The sequence below is a fragment of the Chitinimonas sp. BJYL2 genome (genome assembly GCF_027257935.1).
Taxonomy (GTDB): domain Bacteria; phylum Pseudomonadota; class Gammaproteobacteria; order Burkholderiales; family Chitinimonadaceae; genus Chitinimonas.
In genome coordinates this window covers 502604-518953 of sequence record NZ_JANZKW010000001.1, presented here as the reverse complement: position 1 = coordinate 518953, position 16350 = coordinate 502604, and the positions used below count along the sequence as shown (strand labels likewise).

Below are 16350 nucleotides of genomic sequence, written 5' to 3'. Positions count from 1 at the left end.
ACCACCATGAGCACACCGGCCTACCAGCAGATCAAGGACTACATCCTCGGCGAAATCCATGCCGGTATCTGGCGCGCCGGTGACCAGGTGCCCAGCGAACCCGAGCTGGTACGCCGCTTCGGCGTGGCACGGATGACCGTGAACCGCGCCGTGCGCGAACTGGCAGCCGAAGGCGTACTCACGCGCAGCCAAGGCGCGGGCACCTTTGTGGCCGCCACCAAGTACCAGAGCACGCTGGTGGCGATCCGCTCCATTGCCGAGGAAATCCGCGCCCGTGGCCATGCGCACCGCGCGACGCCGTTGAAGGTGGGCAGCGTGAAGGCCGATGCCGCACTGGCGCAGGAGCTGGGTGTGGATGTCGGCTCGACGATCTTCCACTCGCTGATCCTGCACTTCGAAAACGAGCTGCCGATCCAGCTCGAAGAGCGCTGGGTCAACCCGGTTTTGGCGCCCGATTACCTCAAACAGGACTACGCGAGCACCACGCCGAACGAATACCTGATGCGCGCCGCACCCTTGTCGCGTGTGGAATACCGCATCGAAGCGCGCCGGCCCGACCGCGGCATCCGCGCCAAGCTAAGCATGGATAAGGACGAACCCTGTCTGGTGCTGCACCGCCGTACCTATTCGAACGGGCAAGTGGCCAGCGTGGCCAAGCTTTATCACCCCGCTGGACGCTACCAGTTCAGCGGCTGGTTCTGACCTTCATTGGAGATCCCCATGAACGATTCCCGCCTCGACCCCAGCCGCGTGATCCGCGCGCCGCGTGGCAGCCAGCTGACTTGCAAGAGCTGGCTCACCGAAGCCGCTTACCGCATGATCCAGAACAACCTCGACCCCGAAGTCGCCGAGCACCCGCAGGCACTGGTCGTGTACGGCGGCATCGGCCGTGCCGCGCGAAACTGGGCGTGTTTTGACCAGATTCTGGCTTCGCTGAAGACGCTGAATGATGACGAAACCCTGTTGATCCAGTCGGGCAAGCCGGTGGGTGTGTTCCGCACACATGCTGATGCCCCGCGCGTACTGCTGGCCAACTCGAACCTGGTGCCGGCCTGGGCCAACTGGGATCACTTCAACGAGCTCGATAAAAAGGGCCTGATGATGTACGGCCAGATGACGGCCGGCTCGTGGATCTATATCGGCACCCAGGGCATCGTGCAGGGTACGTACGAAACCTTCTTCGCCGTCGCCAACCAGCATTTCAACGGTGAACCCAAGGGCCGCTGGATTCTGACTGGCGGTCTCGGGGGCATGGGCGGCGCACAGCCGCTGGCCGCGACCATGGCTGGCTTCAGCATGATTGCCGTCGAATGCGACGAAACCCGCATCGACTTCCGTCTGCGCACCCGTTACCTCGACAAGAAGGCCCGCACGCTTGATGAAGCGCTGGCCATGCTGGCCGAGGCCAAGGCGGCCGGCAAGCCGGTGTCGATCGGTTTGCTGGGCAATGCGGCGGATGTGTTCCCCGAGCTGGTCAAACGCAACATCACGCCGGATGTGGTGACGGATCAGACCAGCGCGCACGACCCGGTGCATGGCTACCTGCCGCAAGACTGGAACGTGGCGCAGTGGCGCGAACAGCAGCAGGCCAATCCGCAAGCCGTGGCCGACGCGGCCAAGCGTTCGATGGCCGTGCATGTGCAGGCGATGCTCGATCTGCAAGCACGCGGCGCCGCCACGCTCGATTACGGCAACAACATCCGCCAGGTCGCGCTCGATCAGGGCGTGAAGAATGCCTTCGACTTCCCCGGCTTTGTACCCGCCTATATCCGCCCCCTGTTCTGCAAGGGCATCGGCCCCTTCCGCTGGGTGGCGCTGTCGGGCGACCCCGAGGACATCTACAAGACTGATGCCAAGGTCAAGGAACTGATCCCCGACGACGCGCACCTGCACAACTGGCTCGACATGGCGCGCGAGCGCATCGCTTTCCAGGGCCTGCCGGCGCGGATTTGCTGGGTGGGTCTGGGCCAGCGCCACCGTCTGGCGCTGGCGTTCAACGAGATGGTGCGCACTGGCGAACTCAAGGCGCCCATCGTGATCGGCCGCGATCACCTCGATTCCGGCTCGGTGGCCTCGCCGAACCGCGAGACCGAAAGCATGCAGGACGGCTCCGATGCGGTTTCCGACTGGCCACTACTGAACGCCCTGCTGAATACCGCCGGCGGCGCGACCTGGGTGTCGCTGCACCATGGCGGCGGCGTGGGCATGGGCTACTCGCAGCACAGCGGCGTGGTGATTGTGTGTGACGGTACCGAGGCAGCCGACCGCCGTCTGGAGCGCGTGCTGTGGAACGACCCCGGCACCGGCGTGATGCGTCATGCCGACGCCGGTTACGACATCGCCAAGGATTGCGCCCGCGAGCAGGGGCTGAACCTGCCGATGCTGGGCTGAGCCCGTGGCCGATACGCTGCTGCGCCATCTGCATCTGGCCACACTCGAAGCGGGTTCCGATTACGGTGCCATCCGCGATGGCGCGCTGCTGATCCGCGATGGCCGCATAGCCTGGCTAGGCCACGAAGCCGATCTGCCGGCCGGGCTGGGCGAGGTGGAGGAAGTGGATGGCGACGGCGGCTGGCTCACGCCGGGCCTGATCGACTGCCATACCCATCTGGTCTACGGCGGTGACCGGGCCAACGAGTTCGAGATGCGACTCAATGGTGCGAGCTACGAAGAGATTGCCCGCGCCGGCGGTGGCATCCGCTCCACTGTGGCGGCGACACGCGCGGCCAGCGAAGCCGAGCTGTTCATGGCCAGCCTGCGCCGGCTCGATGCCCTGCTGCGTGAAGGCGTGACGACGGTAGAAATCAAATCCGGCTACGGCCTCGACTACGCGACCGAGCGCAAGATGCTGCGCGTGGCCCGGCAACTGGGCGAGGCGCGTAACGTCGCGGTGCGCACGACCTATCTGGCGGCACATGCGCTGCCGGCCGAGTACGCAGGCCGCGCCGACGACTATATCGATGCTTGCATGGCCTGGCTCGCGCCGCTGGCCGACGAGGGGTTGATCGACGCGGTCGACGCCTTCTGCGAGACCCTAGGCTTCAGTCGCGATCAGGTCGAGCGCCTGTTCCGGGCGGCACAGCAGCGTGGCTTGCCGGTCAAGCTGCATGCCGAGCAGCTGTCGGATTCCGGTGGTGCCGAGCTGACGGCGCGGCTTGGCGGCTTGTCGGCTGATCATCTCGAATGGCTGGACGAACAGGGTATTGCCGCGATGGCTGCGCATGGCACAGTGGCCGTGCTGCTGCCGATAGCCTTCTATTGCCTGCGCGAGACCAAGCTGCCCCCTATCGAGGCGCTGCGCGCTGCCGGTGTGGCCATGGCCGTCTCCACCGATTGCAACCCCGGCACGGCACCGTGCAGCAGCCCGCTGCTGGCACTGAACATGGCGTGCACGCTGTTCCGCCTGACGCCGGCAGAAGCACTGGCCGGCATGACGCGTCATGCTGCCAAGGCGTTGGGCATGCAGGATGAGGTAGGTACGCTCACCGTGGGCAAACGCGCCGATCTGGCGCTATGGCGTATCGAACGTCCGGCCGAGCTGTGTTACTGGCTCGGCGGCGAACCATTGTGGCAGCGCTGGTCCAACGGACGCATGGTGGGTCCGGCATCGCGCTAGTGCCCACAGGCATAGCAACACGCATCCGAAAGCGAGAATCTCATGTATACCCCAGCCGACATGCATCACTGGCAAGGCCGCACCGATACCGAAGAGGGCGCACTGGCGCGTCGCTGGCATGAACGCATCAAGCCGCTGCAGGCGGATGCCTCGGCGGGCGTGGCCCTGCTGGGCTTTGCTTGTGATGCCGGCGTACGCCGTAACCACGGCCGGCCTGGCGCAGCGGAAGGTCCGGTGATGATCCGCAAGGCGCTGGCCAATCTGGCCTGGCACCACGAGGGCCATGTTTACGACGCAGGCGACGTGCGTTGTGAAGACAATGCGCTGGAGGCAGCGCAGACCGAGCTGGGACGTCAGCTCGCTGATCTGCTGGGTCGCGGGCATTTTCCGCTGGTGCTGGGCGGCGGGCATGAAATGGCCTACGGCAGTTTTTTGGGGCTGGCGCGCCATGCCGAGCTGCTGGGGCGCAAGCCGCGTATCGGCATCGTCAATCTCGACGCCCACTTCGATCTGCGTGCCAGCGCACAAGCCAGTTCGGGCACGCCGTTCCGGCAGATCGCCGAGGCCTGCGAAGAGCAGGATGCCGAGTTCCGCTACCTGGTATTCGGCATCGCCGAGCCGGCCAATACCGAGGCGCTGTTCCACCGCGCCCACGAGCTGGGCGTGCAATGGCGGCTGGACGAGGAATGCGTGCCCGAGCGCATCGAGGAACTGCTCGATACGCTGACCTTCTTTGCCGATGAGGTGGACTGGCTCTACCTCACCATCTGTCTGGATGTGCTGCCCGCCAGCGTGGCGCCAGGGGTGTCTGCGCCTGCGGTGCGCGGCGTGGAACTGCGCGTGATCGAGTCGCTGATCGATGCGATCAAGGCCACGGGCAAGCTCAAGCTGGCGGATCTGGCCGAGTTCAACCCGGCCTTCGATCACGACAACCTCACCGCCAAGCTGGCGGCGAGGCTGGTCTGGCGCTTAGCCCGCTAAACAAGCCTGTCCGTCCCGAGCAGGGGCATCCTGCCCGGAGACGGCCAGTGCGGCCAGCAGCTTCTGGTGGATGCCTTCGAATCCCCCATTGCTCATCACCAGGATATGGTCGCCGGGCCGTGCCGTCGCCACGATACGTGCCAGCAAGGTATCGAACTGGTCACTTACCACGGCCTGCTCACCCAGCGGGGCTAGTGCTTCCGCGGGGTTCCAGCCCAGTTTGCCGGCGTAACAGAACACCAGGTCGGCAGCCTTGAGGCTGCCCGGCAACAGCGATTTCATCGTGCCCAGCTTCATGGTGTTGGAGCGGGGTTCCAGCACAGCCAGGATGCGGGCATCGCCCACCTTGCGGCGCAAGCCCGCTACGGTGGTCTCGATGGCCGTGGGGTGATGGGCGAAATCGTCATAGACGGTAATGCCCTGCGCCATCCCCACCACCTCCATGCGCCGCTTGACGCTGCGGAATTCACGCATGGCCGCTATAGCGATCTCGGGGCTGACGCCCACATGGCGCGCCGCTGCCAGCGCAGCCAGGGCATTGAGCTGGTTGTGCTCGCCCAGCAGATCCCAGTGCAGTCGCCCTTGCGGCGTGCCGTCGAGCAACACCTCGAAACCATCGTCGTAAACCGTGCCGATCTGCCAGCCGGTGTCCACGCCAAAACGCTCAACCGGCGTCCAGCATCCGCGGGCCAGCGCACGATCCAGTGCGGCCTCGCGACCATTGGCCACGATCAGGCCTTGCCCTGGCAGGGTGCGGACCAGATGGTGGAACTGGGTTTCTATGGCCGCCACATCCGCAAAGATGTCGGCGTGGTCGTATTCCAGATTGTTGAGAATGGCTGTGCGGGGCTGGTAATGGACAAACTTCGACCGCTTGTCGAAAAAAGCCGTGTCGTACTCGTCAGCTTCAATCACGAAGAACGGTGAGCGGCCACCGGCTTCCTGGCGCGGCTCGCCCGGCATGCGTGCGGAAATGCCGAAGTTGGCCGGTACGCCACCAACCAGAAAGCCCGGTGCCAATCCCGCGTAGTCGAGTATCCAGGCCAGCATGGCCGTGGTGGTGGTCTTCCCATGGGTGCCAGCAACGGCCAGCACCCACTTCGGATGCTGTGGGTCACGTAGCACGTGCTCGGCCAGCCATTGCGGGCCGGACACATAGGGCAGGCCCGCGTTCAGGATGGCTTCCATGAGCGGATTGCCGCGGCTGACGACATTGCCGATCACGAACAAATCCGGATTCAGTTTGATCTGTTCGGTGCCATAGCCTTGAATGAGATCAATACCGCTCGCCTCCAGCTGGGTGCTCATTGGCGGGTAGACGTTGGCGTCGCAGCCTGTCACGGTATGGCCGGCTGCGCGGGCCAGTTGGGCAATGCCGCCCATAAAGGTGCCGCAAATGCCAAGGATGTGGATATGCATGGATTTGGAAAAGGTTAGAATGGTGCGAACCCGCATCCAGACTGGTATGCGGGCCTTGGTATAGTATGCAACTGACATAAACGAACGGACGCACGATGACGCCGCCGCAGCCGCAATCACTGACGCCATCCGACATCGCCCGCATTGCGCTCAAGCGCCTCGCCGAGCTCGGATTGCCGCCGACGCCGGAAAACTACACCAAATTCTACAACGCCATCGCCGCCATCAAGTCGCCAACCGACAAGAGCGATGCCGAACTCAAGAGCGCCTACCAGGTGCTGTTCCGTGTTTCCGATGTACTCGAAGACATGAATGATACGTCCGCTACCCTGCTTCAGGATCTGGAGCGCGGTGGGGAAGTGATGGATCGCTCGCTGGATTCCCTGCGTCAGTCGCCCACGCCGCAGCAGATCGAGGCCTTGCTGGCCGAGCTGATAGATACCACCGATACGGTCCGCAATACGGTGAGTTCCTCCCAGCGTGATCTACTCGACATGAAGCAGACCATGGAGAAGATCCAGACCGATCTGGCCATCAACCGCAAGACGCTGGAACAGGACCCGCTGACCGGGGCGCTGAATCGTCAGGGGCTTGAGCACACGCTGGCACGCGAGGTCAAACGTGCGCGCCGCAATATGCATGCGCTTACCGTGGCTATACTTGATCTGGACGAATTCAAGCAGGTCAACGACAAGCACGGCCATCTGATCGGTGACAAGGTGCTGCTGCACTTTTCCAGCATCGTCAAAGCCGTACTGCGCGAGAGCGATATCCTGGTGCGCTACGGCGGCGAGGAGTTCCTGATCCTGCTGCCTGAAACCGATGGCAATGGCGCGCGCTATGTGGTGGACCGTCTGCGCCAGGCGAATATCCGCACGCCCTTCCATTACCAGACCCACCAGATCGACATCCGCTTCTCCACCGGCCTTGCTGCGCTCAAGGACGACGAGAACGGTCACGCCATGCTGTTGCGCGCCGATGAGGCGATGTATCAAGCCAAACACGCGGGCCGCGACCAGGTGATATTTGCGGAATAACAAAAAACCTTGTTCGGGAAAAATGCCGCCGTCGGGCGGCATTTTTCTTTGTTATCAACAGCTTCTGACGGCTTTTCTGCACGGATGTACGGTTTGCGCGTATGCCATGCGAATGAACAGGGTTGTGTTGCTGCATTGCTCTGGGTTAGGGTTCGCGCTGATCATTGCGAGGCGTGGCTGCTACAGGGCTCTACGCGTGTAGCGATGCCTTGAAACTGCCCTTGCGGGCTGCCCGAAACTTTCTTATCCGAGAGATTCCCATGCGGACAAAAAAAGAACTGATTGATGCGCTCGCCGAGCGTACCCAGCAACCCAAGACCGTGACCGAAGCCTTCGTTGACGCGCTGGGCGACGCACTGCGTGAAACCCTCGCCAAGGGCGACGAAGCCGTTCTGCCTGGCGTCGGCAAGTTCTCGGTCAAGGCCAAGGCTGCCAAGACCGGCCGCAACCCCAAGACTGGCGAAGCGATCCAGATCGCTGCGCGCAAGTCGCCCGCTTTCTCGGCCCTGAAGGCCCTGAAGGACGCCGTGAACGGTTAATCCGCTTCACGCTGTAAAAGAACCCCGCTACGGCGGGGTTTTTTTATGCCCGTTTGCCCGGCTTCCGATGCTTGCGCGGGCATGCCATCATCACCGTGTCTCCCCCACAGGAACCGTCATGTCGCCCCTCACCCAAGCCGTAGTCCTGCTGGCTGCCGCAGTCGTGGCCGTGCCGCTGCTCAAGCGCTTTGGTCTTGCGTCCGTACTGGGCTATCTGGCCGCGGGTGTGGCGATCGGCCCCTGGGGCCTGGGGCTGATCGAGGAGCCTGAGGTCATCCTCCACACCACCGAATTCGGCGTGGTGTTGCTGCTGTTCATCATCGGGCTGGAACTACAACCCTCGCGTCTGTGGGTGCTGCGCCGCGCGGTATTCGGTCTCGGCGGGGCGCAGGTGCTGCTGAGCGCGATGGTGCTGGGGGGGATTGCCTGGCTGCTGGGGCTGTCGCCGTTAGCGGCAGGTGTGGCGGGCCTGGCGCTGTCGCTCTCGTCTACAGCCTTTGTCTTGCAGATGCTGGCCGAGAAGAACGAGTTGACCAGCCGGCATGGCCGCGATGGTTTTGCGGTGCTGCTGTTCCAGGATCTGGCGGTGATTCCGTTGCTGGCCATCCTGCCCTTGCTGTCGCCCAATGCGGGGCAGGCCAGCCGGCCCTCGGCCTGGGTATCGGTGGGGGCGATCGCTGCCGTGGTGCTGGGCGGGCGATTCATCCTGCGGGCGCTGCTGAGCCGTGTTGCGCGTACCAACAGCCATGAACTGTTCGTGATGGCCACTCTGCTGGTGGTGCTGGCGATGGCCACGCTGATGGAAAGCGCTGGTCTCAGTCTGTCGCTGGGGGCATTCCTGGCCGGTGTGCTGCTGGCTGATTCGGAGTACCGCCATGAACTCGAAGCCAATATCGAGCCTTTCAAGGGCGTGTTGCTGGGCCTGTTCTTTGTGGCGGTGGGCATGGCGGCCAATCTGGGCCTGCTGCGCAGCGAGCCGCTGACGCTGATCGGCCTGAGTCTGGGCCTCATGGCGGTGAAGGCGCTCATCCTCTGGGGCATAGGCCGCGTAGCCGGCATGCAGGGGCGCGCAGCCCGCCGTTTTGGCGTGTATCTCTCGCAAGGAGGCGAGTTTGCCTTTGTGCTGCTGACGCTGGCGGTAGGCCAGCAGTTGCTGCCCGGCGCCGTGGCTGAGTTGCTTGCCATGGTGGTGACACTGTCGATGGCGCTGACCCCGCTGCTGGTAGGCGCGCACGAGCGCTGGATTGCACCGCGCTTCGAGACCAGCACCAAGCCCGACTACGATGCGATTGAAGCGGAGGACCACAAGGTCATCATCGCGGGCTTCGGGCGCTTTGGACAGATTGTGGCGCGGGTACTGCGCATGCGACGTATTCCGGCCACGGTGTTGGAGTCCAGTTTCGAGCAGGTGGATTTTGTGCGGCGCTTTGGTAACCGCATCCACTTTGGTGACGCCTCGCGGCTGGATCTGCTGCGCGCAGCCGGGGCAGCCAAGGCTGAGGTGTTCGTGCTGGCCATCGACGAGATCGAAGCCTCGCTCAAGACCGCCGCCATGGTGCGGCAGCACTTCCCGCATTTGCGCGTGTATGCCAGAGCGCGCAATCGCTTCCACTATTACCGGCTGCGCGATCTGGGCGTGACGGTGATCCACCGCGAAACCTTTGCAGCCAGCCTTGAGATGGCCGGCGATGTGCTGGCCGGGCTGGGCCATGATGCCAATCAGGTCACGGCAGCGCTGGCGGCATTCCGGCAGCATGATGAAGCGCTGCTGGCACGCCAGTATGCAGTGAATCACGATGAAGCCCAGCTGGTACAGACATCGCGCGAAGCGGCACGCGAGCTGGAAGGGCTGTTCGAGTCGGATGATCCGGCGCATGACGCTCATCCCGAAACATCGACGCCGGTCGGGCAGTCGGTTTAAGGCTGGTCCGGCTGGCCGATGGCGGTGTCGTGCCAGAAGGCATAAGCATTGCGGCCGCTGCGTTTGACTGTATACATCGCCGCATCGGCATGGCGCAGCAACATCTCGCCATCTTCACCATCACCGGGATAAAAGGCGATGCCGATGCTGACGCCGATGTGGATGGGCGTGCCGTCGATTTCATAGGGAGCACTGATGGCCTCGACCAGCTTGGCCGCCAGCTGGCCGGCGGCGTCACGGTTGGCCAGTTCTTCTGCAAGCAGCACGAACTCATCGCCACCGATGCGACCCGCCGTGTCCGAGACGCGTACGGTTTGACGCAGGCGCGTGGCGACTTCGATCAGCAGATGATCGCCAACTTCGTGCCCGTATTGGTCGTTGACCGGCTTGAACCTGTCAAGGTCCAGCAGCATCAGCGCAAATGGCCGCGTCTGACGGGGTTGGCGGGACAGCACCTGATGGAGGCGATCGGATAGCAGCAGACGATTGGGGAGGCCGGTGAGGGCATCGTGCAGGGCCTGCTGGCGTAACCGGGCTTCGCTTTCCTTGAGCTGGTTCTCAATCACACTGCGCGCGTCGATCTCATCACGCAGACGCGCATTGGCCTCGGCGAGCGCCTCGGTACGGGCAGCGACGCGGTTTTCCAGTTCTTCCTCATGTTCGCGCAACTGGTCGATCTGCGCCTGCTGGGCCGCCAGCGCCGATTTGCGTGCGGCGTCGTGAGCCGCATGCAGATCGCGGACGCGGTCGGCGAGTGCCAGTGACAACAGCAGGGACTGCAGCGCAATGCCGATCTGCATCAGGTTCAGCCCGTGCAGGTTGGCGGGAATGATGCCGAACACCATCAGGATGATCAGGGTGACGCTGCCGCAGAGCACCAGATTGCCAGCCAAGAAGTAACCCGCGGGACGTGAGCCCTGATGCCAGCGCCACACCGATACCAGCAGCATGTACAGGGCAATCAGGCCATAGCACAGTATGCTGAGCCAGAAGCCCGCCATCAGGGCCTCTGCAAAATGCAGCAACATGGCCAGCAGGGTCAGTACGGAAAGGCCCAAGCCCAGACGATCCAGCCAGGGCAGGTGCTGTGGCAGCTCCAGCAGGTGGCGGGTGTAGTGGATGAAGGCCAGCGCCCAAAGCGCGGCAAAGAGCACCGTATCGTGACGGGCCAGCCAGGCAGAGTCGGGCCACAGGTACTGATGGCCATGGCCATTGAGTGCGACGATGGTCAGCAAGGCTGACACACTGGCGACCACATAGGGCAGGTACAGGGTCTCGCGCAGGCTGCGCAGCATGAACAGGTTATACAGCGCGAGGACCACGATGCTGCCGTAGATCAGCCCAAAGATCAGGCCGCGCCCATGCTCGACCAAGGCCATGCGGCGCGGTTGACGCAGCTGCAGGTCGGTGGCGAAGTCATCCCGGCTTTTGAGGCGCAGGTAGAAGGTACTCGGCTCGGTACCGAGTTCAATCGCCAGCACGCCCTGACGAAACGGCAGGGCGCGCTCACGGAAGGGCATGTCGGTACCCGTCTGGCTGCGCCGGAAACCTTCACCACCGAGCGACTGGTAAAGCGTGGCCTCACGCAAGCCCGAGTCGCTGAGAACCAGCCACCAGTCATCGCGTGCTGTTGGTGGTCTGGCCAGCTTGAAGCGCAGCCACAGCGTTGAGTCGGGCGGACGCAGCAAGGGAATGCGGACGGCGGTGCGTGGGGCGAAATTGGCCTCACGAATCACGTCATGGATGGTTTGGCGGCCACCGGGGTCGTACCAGGCTTCCGCGATGACCCGTTGCTCATCGTACTCGGCCAGCTTGGGTTCCGCGGCCAGCGCCAGCAGGCCGATCAGCGCCGCCAGCAGCGGCCAGAACCAGCGATGGGATCGCATCAAGACCGGGCTCGGCGGCGCAGCGCCAGAAACCGTGCCTGTGGCCCCGATTGATTGAGCAGGGCAGGCAAGACAGCCTCGAAGGCGGTGGGCTGCCAGCCCAGCTCGGGCGGAAAGCCGGCGGGATCATCGTTGGGCACGCTGAGCGAGTCGAGGTTGTCGTGGGTCAGCGGCGGGTGAGGCAGAACGGCCATCAACGTGGCCTGTACACGGGCTAAGCCATCGGGCAGTGGGAAAACCAGTCGGCAGAGTCCGGCGGTACGGGCGATTTCCTGCAGCAATTCGCCCAGCAGGTACATCCGGGGGCCGACCAGATTCAGGGATCGGCCGATCAAACCGGGATGGGTTAGTGCGGTTTCGAAGGCACGGCTGACATCCTCCACCCAGACGGGCTGCATCCGCGCATGGTAGCCCGCCAAGGGCACGATAGGTGCCAGCCGCAGCACATCCGCAAACATGGTCACAAAGCAGCGGCCGGGGCCAAAGATCAGCGAGGGGCGGAAGATCGTCCAGTCCAGCCCGCTGGCGCGCACGCGTTGTTCAGCCTCGCCCTTGCTGCGCAGGTAGTGCGATGGTCCGGCGGGGTCTGCGCCCAAAGCGCTCATGTGCACATAGCGGCGAATGCCGGCGCTGTGCATCGCCGAAATCAGTTTCTCGGTCAGCGTGGTGTGGGCGTGGCGGAAAGCCTCGGCCGAGCCGTGCAGAATCCCCACGAGATTGATCACTGCACTGTGGCCGGGCATCAGCCTGGCCAGTGTGGCAGGGTCGTGGACATCGGCCTGGATCAGGTTCACGCCGGGCAAGGCGATCAGATCCTGGCGGACGCGCTCGCGATCCCGGCACGGCAGGGTCACACGATAGCCGGCTGCGACGAGCCGGCTGGTCAGCGACAAACCGACAAAACCGGTGCCGCCAATGATGAGCAGGGAAGGGGGCTGGTTGGGGCGCATGGGGTTGGGCATGGATGATATTGTTTCGTTTTAGCCCAAATCCCCGCTGCTGCCAGCGTGTCCTACTCCGGTTGCACGGCCGGTGAGGGGTCGTCCACCTCGCTAACGCGCTGACCGCCGCTACCCGGTACGATGCCCATGCGTCGGGTCAGCGAAGTTTCGCCCCTGCCGAAAGCTTGGGCGTAATACACGGCATTGCTCATCACCTTTTTGACGTAATCGCGCGTTTCGGCAAAGGGAATGGTCTCGGCGTAGATGGCACCTTCGAGTGCTTGTTCGCCGCGCCAGTTACGCGCCCTGCCAGGCCCAGCGTTGTAGGCGGCGGTGGCCAGCACCGGCTGGTTACCAAGGCCGTCCAGCACATGCTTGAGATACCAGGTGCCCAGCTGCACATTGGTGCCGATTTCGTTGGCGGCTTCGGGTGAGTAACCCACCCCCATCTTGCGCGCCACCCAGCGTGCCGTGGCGGGCATCACCTGCATCAGACCCTGTGCACCCACGCTGGAACGCGCCACATTCACAAAGCGGCTTTCCTGGCGGATCAGGCCGAATACCCAGGCCTCATCCAGGCCCAACTGGCGTGAGTAAGCCTGGGTGATGTCGCGGTAGGGCGCCAGGAAGCGCAGGCCGAAATCGTGGATGTCGCGCGTGCGCTCGGCCGAGTAGATCGCGCGGTCATACCAGTGATACTGGCGGGCGACTTCGGCGGCGGCCAGCAGCTGGCGGTCGCTGAGACCACGCATGGCCCAGTTCCACTCGCGCACCCCTTCGCTGCGCCAATCCATGGCATGCAGGGCCAGCGCACGTTCCACACCCGCCATCTGGCGGATGGCCTGCAGCTCCTCTGACGAGGGCTTGTAGCGTCCGATGGTGGTGTCGGCAATCGAGCCCAGTGCCTCGCGCGCCAGCAGGCCATAGAAGTGATGCTCGCCCGCCAGCTCGGCAAAGCGCTTGTTGGCGTCGCCCGTCTGGCCGGCCTGCACGGCGGCGCGTGCGCGCCAGTAGCGCCAGGCGGCATCGAGCGGGCGGGTCTCCATGGCATCAATGCCGTTGGCTACGGCTTTCCAGTCGCCGGCGCGCAGGGCGGCGCGGACATACCACTCGCGGCTGTCCTGATCGAACTGGGCGGGGTTGCCGCCTCTGTGCCACCAATCGAGCGCGCGCGCATCGTGGCGGCGGCTTGCGTGGAACGCCAGACGGCGCCAGGCCTGCTGGCGATCGGCATCGGGCAGGCGAGCCGACCATTTGTTCAGCAGCGCGAGGCCCTCGTCGGATTTGGCGCGGGCGGCGCGATCAATCGCAAACAGGACGATTTCACGACCACCGCGGCTGCTGGCATTGAGCTTGGGATAGGCTTTGGCGGGCTTGCTGGCCAAGAGGCGCAGCAGCTTGGCATCCAAACCGGCCGGGTTGCTCAGGCGCGGGGCCAGTTGCAGGGCAAAGTCCGGATTGTTGGCCTGCAAAGCCAGGCGGATACGTGCCCATACATCGTCGTTATCGAGCTGCCCTTGGGTGAACAGGGCATCAAACACGGGCGCGCAGGCGTCGGCGCGGCCCTTGGGGCTGAACCACAGCGGCTTGCCTTCGCGCGTGACCATGCCGCGATCATTGCGCTTGAGCGCTAGTTGCAGGCGATAACAGTGCAGCTCCGTACCCGTATCCCATTGCAGCAGCTTGGGCCATTCGCGCTCGAACAGCGCCCAGTCGCCACGCTTGCCGAGGCGCTTGAGCCAGTCGCCACGCAGGCGGTCAGCCAAGGGGCTGCCGCGGTAGCGATCGAGAAAATCCATCACGTCGGGCTCGGGCAGCAGTTCAATCTGTGCATTGAGCAGCCAGTAGCGCGGATACATTTCCAATGCAGTGCCATCGGTCCGCTCCGTGATGGCGACGATCTGTTCCAGCTTGCCGGTACGTGCGGCTTCGCGGGCGGCGTTCATGTCGTCAACCAGGGCGGCTTGCGCCGTCAGGGTGCTCAGTAACAGCAACAGGTAGGGCAGACAATGACGCATGGGCATGGCAGGTGAGGGAACGCATCCCGAATCTAGCACAGGCCGGGCTTGGCTCGTGGTCTGTGCTCGGCAAGCCGCGCGGGATTATTTGTAAACAAAATTGATTACAAATACAACTGTGCGGCGTATCCTGATGGCCACGCTGTTGCCGGGATCGGCCATGAAAACCCCTCTGCTGTTGATTGCCGCTTGCTTGCTGGGATTGCTGTCCACCATCGGTGCGGCCCTGCCATATCCGATCCTGCCACCGTTGTTTGCGGCCGATGCACCTAACGACTTCAACCACTATCTTGGCCTGCCGCCCAAGCTGCTGTTCAGCATTGCACTGGCCGTCAACCCGCTGGGCATGTTGCTGGGCTCGGCCGTACTGGGGCCGATCTCGGATCGCTACGGGCGGCGGCCTGTGTTGCTGATGACTGCGCTGGCTTGTGCGGCGGGCCATGCGGTAACGGCGCTGGCACTGGTCTGGCAGTCCTATCCCCTGTTCATCATTGCCCGCTTTGCGACCGGCATTGTGGAAGGCAATGCACCGGTAGCCCGAGCTATGCTGGCCGATCGCATCGACGGCCCGCTGCGCGTGAAGGCCTTTGCCTGGTTCAACAGCGCGCTTTACATGGGCTGGCTGGTCGGTCCCATGCTGGCCGGCCTGACAGTGGGGTTTGGTGTGACCGTGCCGTTCTGGATTGCGGTGGTTGCCCTACTGGTCACGGCGGCCATGGTGTGGGTGGCACTGCCTGCCGAGCCGCCCACCCAGGCTGCGTTGGCCTGGTGGCAGGTTGCCCGTGACAAGCATGCGTTGAATCTGCTTGCCCATGCCGATATCCGCGTACTGTTCGCGTTGCAGCTGGGCGTTACCCTGTGCATCACCGCCTTTTACGAGTTCTACCCGTTGTGGCTGGTGGAGTTCGCCGGGATGGATGCGCGCGGTATCGCGCTGACGACCGGGGTGATGTGCCTGCTGATGGCCAGCTCCTCGGGTCTGGTGACGCGGCTGCCACCGGGCGAGCCGCTGCGCCGCGCGACCTTGCTGGTGGTGATGGCCGCGGTGCTGATTGCTAGCCTGGGCCTGGGACTCAGAGAGGCCGGCGTGGTCGCCATTGTGGTGGCGGGCCTGCCGATTGCGCTCTACAACGCCATCATGCCGGCCTATGTGGCCGATCGCTTCGGTCATCACGGCCAGGGTGCGGTGATGGGTTTGCTGGCCACGATATTCTGTCTGGCCAATATCGCCGTGGCCTTGCTGGGCGCGGTGCTGACCCTGCTGGATACCCGCCTGATCCTGCTCTGCGGCAGTGCTGCGGGCCTGTGGGCAGCCAGCCGGATCTGGCGCTGGCATGGCGATAGCGCGCTGAAAACGGAGTCCGCCGCATGAATACCGCCGAGCGCGTGCTGTATCTGCTCAAGACCCGTGGACCGCAAACCGCCCAGCAATTGAGCGAGCTGCTGGCGCTGAGTTCGATGGCGGTGCGCCGACATCTTGAAGGCGCGCAGGAGCGCGGGTTGTTGCTCAGCGAGGATCGCAACGAAGGGGTGGGTCGGCCGGCGCGTTACTGGCTGCTCAGCGATGCAGGCCACGCGCGCTTTCCCGATCGCCACGGGGATCTCACGGTCGCGCTGCTGGCGCAGGTACAGCAATTGTTTGGCGAGGCCGGCTTGTCCCGCCTGATTGCGGCGCGCGAGCAGGAAGCCGAGCGCGATTACCTGGCCGCCACTGCAGGGGCGGCCAGCCTTGCCGGCAAGATTGAAGCATTGGCGCAGCAACGCACGCGCGAGGGCTATATGGCCGAGGTCGAATCCCATCCCGAGGGTTGGCTGCTGGCTGAAAACCACTGCCCCATCTGCGCTGCGGCACAGCAATGCCAAGGATTCTGCCGCAGCGAACTGGCGCTGTTCCAGCGCGTGATTGGTGATGCCGGTACGGTGGTGCGCACCGAGCATCTGCTGGGTGGCGCGCGTCGTTGTGTCTATCTGATCAAACCGGTTACCTGAGCG

At 64.0% G+C, this 16350-nt stretch carries 13 protein-coding genes; 9 read left to right on the top strand and 4 right to left on the bottom strand.

What is annotated here, in order from left to right:
- The first annotated feature begins 6 nt into the window (after positions 1 to 6).
- From hutC to hutG, 4 genes are read left to right on the top strand one after another with little or no spacing between them, the layout of a single operon-like run.
- On the top strand, positions 7 to 702 hold the full coding sequence (gene hutC, locus O9X62_RS02400) for a histidine utilization repressor (protein ID WP_269531177.1): 696 nt from the start codon (positions 7 to 9) through the stop codon (positions 700 to 702).
- Positions 703 to 720: 18 nt separating this feature from the next.
- Complete coding sequence (gene hutU / locus O9X62_RS02395; RefSeq protein WP_269531176.1) at positions 721 to 2391, top strand: urocanate hydratase; 1671 nt, start codon at positions 721 to 723, stop codon at positions 2389 to 2391.
- A gap of 4 nt (positions 2392 to 2395) precedes the next feature.
- Complete coding sequence (hutI, locus tag O9X62_RS02390) at positions 2396 to 3616, top strand: imidazolonepropionase (RefSeq protein WP_269531175.1); 1221 nt, start codon at positions 2396 to 2398, stop codon at positions 3614 to 3616.
- A gap of 42 nt (positions 3617 to 3658) precedes the next feature.
- Positions 3659 to 4597, top strand: a complete 939-nt coding sequence (hutG, locus tag O9X62_RS02385) for a formimidoylglutamase (protein WP_269531174.1) — start codon at positions 3659 to 3661, stop codon at positions 4595 to 4597.
- On the opposite strand, the gene mpl is transcribed toward hutG, so the two are convergent.
- Positions 4586 to 6016, bottom strand: coding sequence for a UDP-N-acetylmuramate:L-alanyl-gamma-D-glutamyl-meso-diaminopimelate ligase (mpl, locus tag O9X62_RS02380; RefSeq protein WP_269531173.1), 1431 nt, complete (start codon positions 6014 to 6016; stop codon positions 4586 to 4588). The genes hutG and mpl overlap by 12 nt on opposite strands.
- A gap of 95 nt (positions 6017 to 6111) precedes the next feature.
- Between mpl and O9X62_RS02375 the strand changes: the two genes are divergently transcribed.
- The 3 genes from O9X62_RS02375 to O9X62_RS02365 all read left to right on the top strand — a co-directional run bounded on the left by O9X62_RS02375 (position 6112) and on the right by O9X62_RS02365 (position 9513).
- On the top strand, positions 6112 to 7053 hold the full coding sequence (locus O9X62_RS02375; protein WP_269531172.1) for a GGDEF domain-containing protein: 942 nt from the start codon (positions 6112 to 6114) through the stop codon (positions 7051 to 7053).
- Between the two features lie 260 nt (positions 7054 to 7313).
- Positions 7314 to 7592: an HU family DNA-binding protein gene (locus tag O9X62_RS02370; protein ID WP_269531171.1), complete on the top strand. Its 279-nt coding sequence runs from the start codon at positions 7314 to 7316 to the stop codon at positions 7590 to 7592.
- 118 nt (positions 7593 to 7710) lie between these two features.
- Positions 7711 to 9513 (top strand): monovalent cation:proton antiporter-2 (CPA2) family protein, encoded by a 1803-nt coding sequence (locus O9X62_RS02365; protein WP_269531170.1) that lies wholly within the window; start codon positions 7711 to 7713, stop codon positions 9511 to 9513.
- Here O9X62_RS02365 and O9X62_RS02360 read toward each other — a convergent pair.
- Genes O9X62_RS02360 through O9X62_RS02350 form a run of 3 tightly spaced genes read right to left on the bottom strand, consistent with a single transcriptional unit; the run spans position 9510 to position 14364 of the window.
- A complete protein-coding gene (locus O9X62_RS02360; RefSeq protein ID WP_269531835.1) occupies positions 9510 to 11399 on the bottom strand; it encodes a diguanylate cyclase domain-containing protein in 1890 nt (629 codons plus the stop codon). The genes O9X62_RS02365 and O9X62_RS02360 overlap by 4 nt on opposite strands.
- Positions 11399 to 12361, bottom strand: a complete 963-nt coding sequence (locus O9X62_RS02355; RefSeq protein ID WP_269531169.1) for a complex I NDUFA9 subunit family protein — start codon at positions 12359 to 12361, stop codon at positions 11399 to 11401. Before O9X62_RS02355 ends, O9X62_RS02360 begins: the two co-directional genes overlap by 1 nt.
- Before the next feature lie 50 nt (positions 12362 to 12411).
- On the bottom strand, positions 12412 to 14364 hold the full coding sequence (locus O9X62_RS02350; protein WP_269531168.1) for a lytic transglycosylase domain-containing protein: 1953 nt from the start codon (positions 14362 to 14364) through the stop codon (positions 12412 to 12414).
- A 154-nt stretch (positions 14365 to 14518) separates the two neighbouring features.
- Between O9X62_RS02350 and O9X62_RS02345 the strand changes: the two genes are divergently transcribed.
- Together O9X62_RS02345 and O9X62_RS02340 are read left to right on the top strand one after the other, a co-directional pair.
- Positions 14519 to 15730, top strand: a complete 1212-nt coding sequence (locus tag O9X62_RS02345) for an MFS transporter (RefSeq protein WP_269531167.1) — start codon at positions 14519 to 14521, stop codon at positions 15728 to 15730.
- Positions 15727 to 16347, top strand: a complete 621-nt coding sequence (locus O9X62_RS02340) for a metalloregulator ArsR/SmtB family transcription factor (RefSeq protein ID WP_269531166.1) — start codon at positions 15727 to 15729, stop codon at positions 16345 to 16347. The genes O9X62_RS02345 and O9X62_RS02340 overlap by 4 nt, the downstream gene beginning before the upstream one ends.
- Positions 16348 to 16350 lie beyond the last annotated feature (3 nt).